Here is a 12,506-nt window from a genome sequence, read left to right on the forward strand (position 1 = left end):
CATTGACTACATAATAGTGCCACACTAAGTAACGACACCTATTGAAGGATGGTATGAGCCATTGATCAACGCCATGGGTCCATCGCCTGATGGATTGATCGTGTATCATCAATGCTTTGCCTCTGCACAACCGATGCGTACATTATGCCAACTTTTTCACTACTAGACCCGCCCACACCAAAAGGCACTCGCGATACGCTTTACTGGGTTTCGCCACCGGGCAGTGCCGATGCGCTCGCACTCGCCCAAATGGCGACGACGACCCCCTTGTTAGTCATTACGCCGAGTACAGCAAGCGCTCAAGCCCTTGAGCAAGCGCTGGCATTTTATAGCGACATTCCCATACTCCCTTTTCCTGACTGGGAAACCCTGCCTTACGATAGTTTTTCACCACACCAGGATATCGTTTCGGCTAGACTGCGGACACTGCGTGAGCTTCAAGACGGGGTTCACGGCATCGTGCTTGTACCGATCAATACATTGATGCAGCGCTTGCCACCGACCGACTATATCGCTGGGCGCGTACTGACGCTCAAATCCGGCGGCACACTCGGTCGGGAAACCTTGCGCGAATCGCTTTCACGTGCTGGCTACCGCGCGGTAGAAACGGTATACGAGCCAGGCGAATACGCCATGCGCGGCGCGTTAATCGACCTGTACGCCATGGGCATGGACGCCCCCATTCGCATTGATCTTTTCGATGACGAAATTGATACCCTGCGCTATTTTGACCCGGGCTCTCAACGCTCCACCGATAAAGTCGATGCCATTGAGCTACTACCCGCGCACGAGTACTCACTGAGCCGTGGCGCTATTGCCTGTTTTCGCGAGCAGTTTGAGACGCTTTTTGACGTTGATCCGCGCCAATGCCCGCTCTATAACGACGCCATTAAAGGCATTCCCTCGCCAGGCCTTGAACAGTATTTACCGCTTTTCTTTGAACAAACCGCCTCACTGTTTGAGCACCTTACCGACGCCACTCACGTTGCATTGCTGCCTGGCGTGTTTGAGGCAGGCGAGCACCACTGGGAAGCCATTGAAGCACGCTACGCTAATTTGGGCGTTGACCCCACTCGCCCTTTGCTACCGCCCCACCGGGCATTTTTCCCGGTCAATGAGATATTTGCCGCTATAAAGCAGCGCCCGCGCCTTGAACTGACCAAGAACCCCGAGCAGCGCCATGCGCATGAGTTTGCCGCCAAAGCGTTGCCCGATATCACCATCAATGCGCGCAGCAAAGCCCCCCTGGCCGCGCTAAGCACATTTTTACACGATAGTCCTGATACCCGCGTGCTGTTCATTGCTGAATCACGTGGCCGCAGTGAAGCGTTAGAAGACATCCTCGCACCACTTTCTCTTTCCCTTCCCCATGTTGATCGTTTCTCCATCTTTACCCAAAGCGAGTTGCCGTTTGCCATCGCGGAAGGTCAAGTCGATGAGGGATTATGGCTCGAAACGCCCAACCTCGCAGTGATTACCGAAACCGAGCTATTCGGCAATGTCGTGCGCCAAAGTCGTCGGCGAGAAAAAGCCACTGACGAAAATGAGTTCGCCGTACGCCACCTTTCAGAGCTTAAAAAAGGGGCGCCTGTGGTACATCAGGCACACGGCGTCGGCCGCTACTTAGGGCTCGAAACGCTGGAAGCTGGGGGCATGGCCAACGAATTTCTCGCCTTGGAATATGCCGGTGGGGCCAAACTCTATGTCCCCGTTGACAGCCTGCATCTTATCTCCCGCTACAGCGGCGCTGACGATGAGTTAGCCCCCCTGCATAAACTTGGCTCTGACCAGTGGGAAAAAGCGCGGAAAAAAGCCGCGGAAAAAATTCGTGATACTGCCGCTGAGCTACTGGACATCTATGCCCGCCGTGAAGCCCAAGAAGGCGCGGTTTACACGTCTCCGGATGAAGAGTACGACCGCTTCGCCGCCAGTTTCCCGTTTGAGGAAACCCCCGATCAAGAAGCCGCCATCGATGCCGTCATTGAGGATATGACGTCACCACAACCCATGGATCGCGTTGTGTGTGGCGATGTTGGCTTTGGCAAAACCGAAGTCGCGATGCGCGCCGCTTTTTTAGCCGTACAATCAGGCCGCCAAGTGGTGGTACTGGTCCCCACTACCCTGCTTGCACGCCAACACTTTGAAAACTTTCGCGACCGCTTTGCCGATACCGCCGTCAATATCAGTCTTGTTTCACGTTTTACTCAAGGCAAGGCCATGAAAGAAACGTTAGACCACATCAAACGTGGTCAAACGGACATTGTCATTGGCACCCATAAGCTTCTTTCGAAAAGCGTTGAACTCCCCAAGATGGGGCTGCTGATTATCGACGAGGAGCATCGCTTTGGCGTTTCCCAAAAAGAGACGCTTAAGACGTTGCGCGCTGAAGTCGATATTCTCACGCTCACCGCCACGCCCATTCCACGTACGCTCAACATGGCGATGAGCGGCATTCGCGACCTCTCCATCATTGCCACCCCTCCAGCGCGGCGCTTATCAGTGAAAACCTTTGTGCAACAGCGTGCAGATGGTGTAATAAAAGAGGCGTTACTGCGTGAAATTCTGCGCGGCGGCCAAGTCTACTTCTTACACAACGAAGTGAAGACCATTGAAAATGCGGCGGAAAAGGTCCGCGAGTTGGTACCCGAAGCACGTGTCGCCGTCGCCCATGGTCAGCTCCCAGAGCGCAGCCTAGAACGCGTCATGTCGGATTTTTACCACCGACGTTTCAATGTACTGGTGTGTTCTACCATCATCGAAACCGGCATCGATGTACCCAGTGCCAACACGGTCATCATTGAGCGTGCCGATAAGTTCGGCCTAGCCCAGCTGCACCAACTGCGTGGCCGCGTCGGTCGTAGCCATCACCAAGCCTACGCCTACCTGCTTACCCCACCGCCCAAAGCGATGACTCGCGATGCGGTTAAACGTCTTGAAGCCATCAGCGCCTCTGATGATTTAGGCGCCGGCTTTACCCTTGCCAGTCATGACATGGAAATTCGCGGTGCAGGTGAACTCTTAGGCGATGAGCAAAGTGGGCAAATGGAAACCATTGGCTATACACTTTATATGGAAATGCTTGATCGCGCCGTTAAAGCCATCCGTGCAGGCAAAACACCAAATATTGACGCACCGTTTAACACCGGTGTCGAGATTAGCTTGAACCTGCCTGCGCTCATTCCCGCCGACTACATTCACGACGTCCAGCAACGCTTAGTGATGTACAAACGCATTGCCAACACCCAAAGCAGCGCAGAGCTAAAGGAACTTCAAGTGGAGTTGATCGACCGTTTCGGCCTACTCCCTGCCCCAGTGAAGAACCTGATTCGCCAAACACAATTGCGCCAGCGGACAGAGCAGTTAGGCATCAGCCGCCTTGAAGCCGGTGACGCACGCGGTAAGATCTTATTTGACCCCCAGACACAGGTAGACCCAATGACGCTGGTATCGTTGATTCAGAAATCGCCACAGCACTACCGCCTGGAAGGCGCCGATACCCTGCGCTTCGAGTTACCCATGACAAGCGTTGAGGAGCGTTTTCAGCAGCTAGAAACGCTCCTTAATCAACTTAACCAAAAGGAACATGCCGCATGAAGAAAAGCGCGAATCTCCTCTGTCGGCTCCCCGCGGCACTTTCTATCCTGTTAACGGTGTCGTTAGCGTCCTCTCTGCACGCGGCTTCGCACAACGAAGACACACACCACCGCACGATGGCCGATACCGCCGTTGAAGTCGCTATTATCGTAGCAGGAGAAGCAACCAGTCAGCGCCCCAATGCGCTTCCCCGTGGGCAGTTTCAGCTGCCGACGTCTGGAGACGTGATTGGCGAGCGCTATACCATCACGGTGGAAAATCACGAAGAAACGCTGATTGATATCGCTCGACGACACAACATTGGCTTTGAAGAGATCCGTATGGCCAACCCTGAGGTCAGCCTATGGGTACCTGGCGAAGGGACGGAGGTTATTATTCCTAGCCGCTACATTTTGCCCCCGGTCCCGCGTAAAGGGGTGGTGATCAATCTTTCAGAACTGCGCCTTTACTACTACCCCGCTGACAATCCCGGTATTGTCGAAACCTACCCCGTGAGCGTGGGGCGTGAAGAGTTTGCCACGCCGGTCGGCGTGACTCGTACCACCATCAAAGTCAAAGACCCTGCCTGGGCACCACCTGCGTCGATGCGTCGAGAAGCGGCTAAACGAGGCGATCCAGCTCCCGCCATTGTTCCCCCAGGACCGGATAACCCGCTAGGTGAACACGCTATTTTGCTGAATATGCCCAGCTATTTAATACATGGCACCAACCGCCCAGACGGCGTAGGCATGCGGGTCAGTCGTGGATGTATTCGCATGTACCCAGAAGATATTGAATCGCTCTATGAACGACTTCCCAGCGGAACAAAAGTTAACTTGATTGATACTCCCTTCAAAGCGGGCTGGGCGGAAGATGGCACCCTCTTTGTGCAGTCGTTTCCACAGCTTAAAGAAAACATGGATAGCTTTGAGCCCTTACTTAACGCGCTCAATCAAGTATCGGAAAAAACAGAAGGCGACGACATTACGGTAGATTACGCCCAGATTAAACGCGCCCTTGAGCAGTCCAATGGACATATGATGGCTCTTTACGGTCCGCAAGCCCCAAAAAAAGAGCCCGTTCGGCTTAAATGGGACGCCAACTTTTTTGATGCCCTTAAGCTTGAGGCAACCGCAAAGGTGAAAAGCGATGCGTAACGCATCGTGTTAACACCCTACTAAAAACAAAAAACCCTGCCGAAGCAGGGTTTTTTGCGTCACTCATCACTTCATAAATGAGGCGACACCGCAAAAGGCCGAAGCCTTAAAGCGTAAACCAACAGAATTACTTCTGCATGGAACGCTCAAACATGCGGTTCATTTCTTCACGGTTCTGCTCAGACATCTGCATGGCAGCACGCGCATCACGCTGAGCCTGGTTTGCAGTATTCATTGCTTGAGAAGCCATGCTACGTGCTTCAGCGGCATCTGCCTGGGCAGATTCAGCTGTCACGCGAACTTCTTCCAGCGCGCTGGTAGAAGCACAACCTGCCAAGATTGCCAGTGAAGCGGCAGCGGCAGACATCTTAAGAGTCGTCTTCAGAGTCATAATGTTCTCCTTGGGTCTTCCTTGGTACTACGTTAAAGGTGACAACGTTAACCATAGTGAGAAACGTTAACCTTGTCTACCTGCGGTGCAGGTTTATTGCAGCCACATGTGCTGATAGGCACAAGCGTCAAACGCTGTTTTATTATAGACCACAACGTTTGTCTATAGCTGCTTATTCAATAGCTGAATATCATCCAACGGCGTTAGCCTAGCGGATCACAACCCGTGTGCCAACGTCGACTAATTCAACCAGACGCTCAATTTGCGCATTTGTTAACGCCACACACCCCTGCGTCCAGTGATACTTGGCGTGAATATCAGGATCCGCATCGCCTAAACCGTGCACGCCAATTGCTCCACCCAACACGGTATCTTGCGGAGGAGTGCCGTAACGACGGTAATAGGCGAAGTAATCATCGTACTCTTGTTGTGTATATACGCCGTTTGTCAGCGCCATGCGTGCGTGAGCGGGTGTTGGGTAATCCACCCCGGCAAAAATATGCCACTTACTCGCATAGTTAAACCGATTGATACGAAACTCTCCCAACGGGGTCACATTACTGCCGCGCAAACGCTGGGTTTTCGCACCCGATCGGCCAAGCGATACGGGGGCGAATCGTTCAAGCCGAGCATTGCCTCGATAAATGCTAAGAGATGCCTCATCGTCATCAACCAAGACCCAAATCTCGTCGCTGTGCCGTGGTACATGCGCCCGCGAGATCAGCGTTTCAATCAAATCAGGCTCAACGAGTACATCGTTCAACACATTCGCCATAGCGCCGGGGATATAGGCCGATATGGGCAACCCCAGCGCGTAGGTGAGAAATTGGCGTCTGCTTACCGGCATAATGTCACTCTCAAGGCGTCAGCATTAGAGGTCGATAAACTCTTCAAGGCTTGTCACGATACGCCGTACTTCTGCTTCGTGCCCTTGCGCTAAAGAGGTAAAAAACTCTTCTTCTGGCTCAATTGCCGCTTTAGCAGAACGGTACTCATACAGTGTCTGAAGCGTTTTATGAGCCTCAATGACCGTTTGCATAGCAACATCAACGTTGCTGTAGTCGGCGCTTTCCACCAACTTCTCAAGCTTTGGCGGTTGCGGAAAATCCGTGGGATCATCAAACCACGTATTCAACACGTCGCGATGATCAGAACCATCGGAGAAAATATCTTCCAAGCCGGTTTTCATGCGCAACTCTCGATTAGCGAGGTAAGTCAGCGCCATCTTCAATCGCTCAGCGTCTGCGTTCTCTGCCGCGTCGCTAAACTGCTGAGCCATACGGGCATGGAAATCAGCGGCCCAAACGACCAGATCTTTTACCTGGTGGTAGCGCATGCGCTTCTCCTTGGTTATCTAGGATGTCTCGTTTTGACAAATCGGTCAGCTTTAACAAGATGGTTAAAAAGCCTCACGACATAAAATTTTGGCCTACTAGCGTAGAGGAAACGGCAGTTTCTGGCTATCTAACCATTGATGTAGCGTTTAAAGGCTATTGTCGTCTCTTACTACGTATCTCGTTAGCCCTGTTGTTAGCCCTATTATTTTTATTACCACTCTTCGCTGGTTTCCCGCAGCGCGGCGATTTCAGCCTTAGCGTTTTTGATACACGCCATCAACTCATCGGCAAAGGCTGCTTGGCTGCCCAACGCAATCATCGAAGAATTGTGGGTTGGACGCTTCGCCGCGCCTTCGTTGCTGTGCAGACGATCCAGTTGAAAAATCAGCCAACCGAGCCAGGAATCCGCGTCACCAGCCAAGTCACGAAGGCGCAGGAGTTCAGCCACGGCTGGGCCATCAGCGGCCAGCAAAAGCGGCCAGCGATGCTCGGCAAGCCGGGCGTGCTCTGTGACTTCTTTGAGATGCGATTCAAGCGCCAGCTCCATAAGCGCAAGGGCACTCTCTTCAAGTGCCATTTTACGCGAGGTAGCCTCCTCATCGTCGGCTACCGGCGTCGTGATCAACAGCTCGGCTTGATAAAGCAGCTGGTTTGTCCGAGCGAGCGGTGTCATTTTCGCTTATCCTCCACATGCCACTTACTGTTCTCAAACGTCGCTTTCCAACCGGTGGCCTTGCCATTTTCGTCGGTCATCACGTACTGCGCTTTATTTTTGCGTGAAAAACGAATTTGCGCCGGTCGGCCATCAGGATCCTCGCTGGGCGCATCGAGAATGAAGTGGTACTTTTCCGGTAATTCATCGCCGTGTGCCTTGAGCTCTTTTACCAGCGGAGGGCGCGTTTCACGATTTTTAGGGAATTTGCTCGCCGCCAGGAAGAGACCACTGGCGCCATCGCGCAGCACGTAGTGATCATCTACTTTCTGGCACTCAAGTTCAGGCATAGGGATCGGATCCATCTTCGGCGGCGCTACTTCCCCGCTTTTCAGCAATTTACGCGTATTCTTACACTCGCTGTTGGTGCAGCCGAAGTACTTGCCAAAGCGGCCTGATTTAAGCTGCATTTCGCTGCCGCACTTATCACATTCGATAACCGGGCCATCGTAACCTTTGATCTTGAACTTACCAGTTTCGATTTCGTAGCCATCGCAATCCGGGCTGTCACCGCAGATATGCAGCTTACGGGTTTCATCGATCAGGTAGTTATCCATCGCCGTACCGCATTTAGGGCAACGGCGTTTGGCACGCAGCGCTTCCGCCTCGGCCTCTTCGCCCGCGTCGGAGGCGACTGCCTCTTCACCGGGAATCAAATCAATCGTGGTTTTGCAGCGCTCTTTAGGCGGTAGGTTGTATCCGCTACAGCCTAAAAACACCCCGGTGGAAGCAGTGCGAATCTGCATTTTGCGACCACAGCTCGGGCAGTCGATATCCGTTGGTACCGGCTGATTGGGGCGCATGCCATCTTCGCTTTCAGCCTGCGCTAGCTCCTCGCGGAACTCTTGGTAGAACGCATCCAGCAGCGCTTGCCAGTTACGTTCACCTTCAGCGACTTCATCTAAGCTATCTTCCATACGCGCCGTGAACGAGTAATCCATCAAATCGGGGAAAGACTCTTTCAAGCGCTCGGTGACGATATCGCCCAATTTTTCGGCATAAAAACGGCGATTTTCTAGCTTCACATAACCACGATCTTGAATGGTGGAGATGATCGATGCATACGTCGAGGGACGACCAATGCCTTGTTTTTCCAGCTCCTTGACCAACGCTGCCTCGGAATAGCGAGCCGAAGGCTTGGTAAAGTGCTGCTGCGGGTCAAGGGTTTCTAGTGTTAAGGGTGTCCCTTCCGGCAGGTCGGGAAGGCTTTGGTCTTCGTTTTTCCCTGCCGGTTTCATTACGCGGGTGAAGCCATCAAATTTGAGCACCCGGCCTTTCGCACGTAGCTCATAGCCATCGACTTCCACACTCAGGGTGGTGGATAAATACTCAGCTGGGGTCATCTGACAAGCCACGAATTGGCGCCAAATAAGTTCGTAAAGCCGTTCGGCATCGCGCTCCATACTCACTAACTCAGTGGCTTTTCGCTCAACACTGGAAGGGCGGATCGCCTCGTGCGCCTCTTGCGCACTCTCTTTGCTACTATAACGAATGGGTGCTTCAGGCAAGTAGCGATCACCATATGCCTCACCGATAAACGCACGTGCGCTTTCCACGGCCTCTTTAGAGAGGTTGGTGGAATCCGTACGCATATAGGTGATGTAACCGGCTTCGTATAAGCGTTGCGCCATGGTCATGGTTTTCTTGACGGAAAACCCTAGGCGGCTACTCGCTGCTTGCTGCAACGTTGACGTAATAAAGGGAGCATTAGGCTTTGAACGGGTTGGCTTGGCCTCGCGCGAAGTGATCGCAAGGTTGGCTTGTCTCAGCGCGGCGATGCGTTCCAGCGTTTCTTTTTCCGATGTGGGTCGGAAAGCCTTGCCATCTTGACGTGCCAGCGCAAAGCGCACGAGCTCGCCATCAGATGTCGCAAGATCGGCATGCACATCCCAAAATTCTTCAGGAATAAACGCGCGAATTTCGCGCTCGCGCTCGACAATTAAACGTACCGCCACGGACTGCACACGCCCCGCGGAGAGACCTCGGGCAATTTTCGCCCAAAGCAGCGGCGAAAGCATAAAACCCACCACCCGGTCGAGAAAGCGTCGCGCTTGCTGCGCTTCTACCCGCGGGATATTGAGCGCGCCTGGCGCCTTGAATGCATCTTGAATGGCATTTTGGGTGATTTCGTTAAAGACAACACGCTTGTAGCGCTCATTATCCCCGCCGATGGTCTCGCGCAGGTGCCAGGCAATCGCCTCCCCTTCGCGGTCCAAATCCGTCGCGAGATAAACGGCATCGGCCTTTTCCGCCAGCTTCTTGAGCTCCGCAACGACCTTTTCTTTGCCGGGTAAAATCTCGTAGTTCGCTTCCCAACCGTTAGTCGGGTCGATACCCATTCGCCGAATCAGCTGGTCGTGCGCTTTACGCTTTTTGTAGACGACTTTCTCGTCCGCTGACATTTTGCGCGTGAGGGCTGCTTGACGAGCGCGCTCTTTAGGGTCGGAGGCTGCCTTACCCGAGCCGCTGGTCGGCAGATCACGAATGTGACCTACACTCGACTTCACGATGAAATCGTTGCCGAGATATTTATTGATCGTCTTCGCTTTAGCAGGCGACTCGACGATGACCAGTGACTTGCCCATAGTGCTCCACTTAAATGATATGCCGGCTAACTCAGGCGGCGTTTTGAATAAAACGTTTCAATAATCAGCACGTAATGATACGTCGGATAACGTGTACGTGAAAAAATGCGCCTACCCTACCCCACGCCTTGACGGAGCGCCAGCCCTAGTGATTTATGTGATAAATCAGCGGCTGACGGCAGAATCTAAGCTAGACACTAGACTGCCCAACACGAAACGGCAACCTCTCCTCTTATGCAAAACACCCGACCCTATACAAAACATAAAGCCCTACGCAAAACACCCCGGCGTTCAAGCCAGGGCGTTTTGCGACATCAGCATTTAACGTTTACGCGTTGTTCGTTTTCGTGTCGGTGCGTTAGTGGCTGACTTATTCTGCGCCGTCGACGGTTGAGCTGTTGCCGTTTGACTTGCCGAAGACGTCTCCGCAGACGATTCACCCGCCGGTGCAGGTGAATCAGGTTGCGACGCTTCCTGCTTTGAAGCCTCTTGCTTTGGCGCTTCCTGCTTTGAGGCTTGTGGCGTTGACTCAGACGGCTTTTCCGGGCGTGCCTGGTCAAACAGCGCCTTCACTTGATCAAAGCGTGCCGCTGCGTGTTCCGATAAATCCCCGCTAGCGGCAAACACGTGATCCAGGTGTGCGATATGCCCGTCAATTTGCTCGTTAGTCTGACCTTTAAGCAGTTGCGGTAAAGTCTCCAGCGCTTTCTCTTGGTCGTGCTTAAGAGTAAAGAACTGATCACGCACCAGCTTTTTAAAATCACAAAGATTTTTGCCTGGCTCTAGCTCGGCACGCGTTGCCCGTAAGCGCTTGAAGTTACGCTCGTCGGTAGCGGGAGCCCCGCCCAGCACGTAGATCACAGCACGCATTACCGCTTCATGCTCGCCTCCTTCCGCCATGCGCTCACGGATTTCTTCTTGGCGCTGTTCAATAAAGCGACGGTGCTCAGGTGCGGCCCCAGGGCGATTGCGATGAACATTGGCATCACCAAACAGACCCACCGCTGCTTGCAGCAAAGGCTGACCGTAAATATCCAAGAACATTCGCTCAATGCTGCTATCACGCCAATCGCGCACAGCGTTCAGGCTCGAAACAATCTGATCGGAAGCAAACCCTTCAAGGGTTTTAAAGAGGTTATCTTGCGCCACTGGGTGACGATTTTCGCGTACCATTTCCGCCATCAACGGCAGCGGCACAGTGAAGGGGTTACGATCGGACATCAAGCGATAACGCAGACGAATGGGGTGCATGCGACGTCCCCAGCGCGCGGTCTCAGGCGTCGTGATCGATTGTAGCCAAGGCTGTACCGCCAACCGATAGAAACCTAAATTAATCTCAGATAGACGTGCCACGGTAGCAAAACGACGATCATCTTCTGGGCTGTGCTTAACCTCTTGGTCCAACTCATCGAAGTTACGCGCTTCAAATTCCAGCAGATAATCACGCTCAATCAGTTCGGCGTCCGGGCGTTCATCTGCCTTGGTAATCTTAGTTTCATACAACCCTGGCGGCATCACATCGATGTAATCCATGTTAGCCGTAAATTCCGAGTGCTCTTTGCGCGAGACGCTGCCCGAAACGAAGATACCCAGATGGCCGGTGGTGTCATGTTGGCAATAAACGATGGTTTGTTCGTTGGCAATGATATCTTCTTCGCCCTCGTATAAATCACGAATCCAGCCTAACGCCTGTGGTGGAGGCGTAATATCATCACCGCGCGAGCAAAACACAACCACTGGTGAGCGCACGTTACGCAGGTCAATACGACGGCCATCGCTGGTTACCAACTGCGCGGTTGAAAGGCGATTACCAATGAAAAGATTATTGACGATGTACTGAATCTCTTCGCCGCCAAGCAGTACATGACCGCCCCACCAGCGCTCAAATTCAAGGTAGCGCTGCGCTTCGGTATCGATGCTTTCAAACAGGTTGTACTGCTTTTTCCAGTACGTGTTAGCGGGGTTTAGGCGCTCGAAATTCTGTACCAGCCAGGCACCGTCGAAAAGACCGTTACCCATGTCATTGGTAAGTTCCGTAATCCAGCTGCCGCCGGTCATCCCACCGGTATAGCGCATTGGCGCTTTGCCACGTTCGCCCGCCCAATAGGAGAGCGGCGCACCAGCAATCAGAATCGGGCCGAAAAGGTCTGGCTCCAGCGCCGCTGCCATCATCACTTGCCAGCCAGCTTGGCAATTACCCACTACCATCGGTTTTTCCGTGGTGTCGGCGTGTAGCTCGCCTATATAGCGCAAAAAGGCAATTTCTGATTCAACGACGTCCTCTACCGTCTGCCCCGGCTCAGGGTACGGCAGAAAGCCCACGAAATAGCAGGGGTGTCCTGCACGCAGTGCCACCCCAAGCTCACTATCAGGCTTAAATCCCCCAATACCGGGACCATGGCCAGCACGTGGGTCCACTACCACAAAGGGGCGTTTTTGCGCATCAATTTCAACACCCTCAGGAGCCAACACGCGTAATAACTCATAGTTGGTGGGGCGTGGCAATTGCCGACCGTCCATCAACACTTCGGTTTCAAACCCCAGTACACTGGGTTTCGTGCACTCCATGTGCTCAAGGTACTGATTGCCACGCTGACGCATGACATCCCAATAAAGCACACTGCGCTCAAATCCATCGCGCCAGTAATCTATAGCAGCACGACCAAAACCAAAGGGGTCAAATACCGTAGAAAGCAAGGATGCGCCGAGATAGTTCTCAGCAAGTGCGGTAGGATTGGTGAGAAAGTTCAT

At 53.2% G+C, this 12,506-nt stretch carries 8 protein-coding genes; 2 read left to right on the forward strand and 6 right to left on the reverse strand.

The genetic code is table 11. The annotated features are described in order from the left end of the window. Positions 1-144: 144 nt before the first annotated feature. Complete coding sequence (gene mfd, locus M8006_RS08590) at positions 145-3,594, forward strand: transcription-repair coupling factor (protein WP_250081207.1); 3,450 nt, start codon at positions 145-147, stop codon at positions 3,592-3,594. Beyond that, a complete protein-coding gene (locus M8006_RS08595; RefSeq protein WP_250081210.1) occupies positions 3,591-4,730 on the forward strand; it encodes a L,D-transpeptidase family protein in 1,140 nt (379 codons plus the stop codon). The genes mfd and M8006_RS08595 overlap by 4 nt, the downstream gene beginning before the upstream one ends. A 127-nt stretch (positions 4,731-4,857) precedes the next feature. On the opposite strand, the gene M8006_RS08600 is transcribed toward M8006_RS08595, so the two are convergent. The 6 genes from M8006_RS08600 to M8006_RS08625 all read right to left on the reverse strand — a co-directional run bounded on the left by M8006_RS08600 (position 4,858) and on the right by M8006_RS08625 (position 12,506). Next, a complete protein-coding gene (locus M8006_RS08600) occupies positions 4,858-5,121 on the reverse strand; it encodes an Lpp/OprI family alanine-zipper lipoprotein (RefSeq protein ID WP_250081211.1) in 264 nt (87 codons plus the stop codon). 208 nt (positions 5,122-5,329) lie between these two features. Then, positions 5,330-5,971, reverse strand: coding sequence for a L,D-transpeptidase family protein (locus M8006_RS08605; RefSeq protein WP_430886816.1), 642 nt, complete (start codon positions 5,969-5,971; stop codon positions 5,330-5,332). A 21-nt stretch (positions 5,972-5,992) separates the two neighbouring features. After that, positions 5,993-6,457 carry a 2-hydroxyacyl-CoA dehydratase gene (locus M8006_RS08610; RefSeq protein WP_250081216.1) on the reverse strand — a complete coding sequence of 155 codons (465 nt, stop codon included), beginning with the start codon at positions 6,455-6,457 and terminating at the stop codon, positions 5,993-5,995. A 212-nt stretch (positions 6,458-6,669) separates the two neighbouring features. After that, positions 6,670-7,131 carry a DUF6586 family protein gene (locus M8006_RS08615; protein ID WP_250081218.1) on the reverse strand — a complete coding sequence of 154 codons (462 nt, stop codon included), beginning with the start codon at positions 7,129-7,131 and terminating at the stop codon, positions 6,670-6,672. Beyond that, on the reverse strand, positions 7,128-9,755 hold the full coding sequence (gene topA / locus M8006_RS08620; RefSeq protein WP_250081220.1) for a type I DNA topoisomerase: 2,628 nt from the start codon (positions 9,753-9,755) through the stop codon (positions 7,128-7,130). The genes M8006_RS08615 and topA overlap by 4 nt, the downstream gene beginning before the upstream one ends. Before the next feature lie 321 nt (positions 9,756-10,076). Continuing rightward, complete coding sequence (locus tag M8006_RS08625) at positions 10,077-12,506, reverse strand: DUF3141 domain-containing protein (RefSeq protein WP_250081222.1); 2,430 nt, start codon at positions 12,504-12,506, stop codon at positions 10,077-10,079.

Source organism: Halomonas llamarensis, assembly GCF_023555005.1.
Taxonomy (GTDB): domain Bacteria; phylum Pseudomonadota; class Gammaproteobacteria; order Pseudomonadales; family Halomonadaceae; genus Vreelandella; species Vreelandella llamarensis.

Excerpts from the sequence above, each read along its gene's own strand:
- M8006_RS08595 (WP_250081210.1), top strand. The coding sequence starts at position 3,591 with ATGAAGAAAAGCGCGAATCTCCTCTGTCGGCTCCCCGCGGCACTTTCT.
- M8006_RS08615 (WP_250081218.1), bottom strand. The coding sequence starts at position 7,131 with ATGACACCGCTCGCTCGGACAAACCAGCTGCTTTATCAAGCCGAGCTG.
- M8006_RS08600 (WP_250081211.1), bottom strand. The coding sequence starts at position 5,121 with ATGACTCTGAAGACGACTCTTAAGATGTCTGCCGCTGCCGCTTCACTG.
- topA (WP_250081220.1), bottom strand. The coding sequence starts at position 9,755 with ATGGGCAAGTCACTGGTCATCGTCGAGTCGCCTGCTAAAGCGAAGACG.
- M8006_RS08625 (WP_250081222.1), bottom strand. The coding sequence starts at position 12,506 with ATGAACTTTCTCACCAATCCTACCGCACTTGCTGAGAACTATCTCGGC.
- mfd (WP_250081207.1), top strand. The coding sequence starts at position 145 with ATGCCAACTTTTTCACTACTAGACCCGCCCACACCAAAAGGCACTCGC.
- M8006_RS08610 (WP_250081216.1), bottom strand. The coding sequence starts at position 6,457 with ATGCGCTACCACCAGGTAAAAGATCTGGTCGTTTGGGCCGCTGATTTC.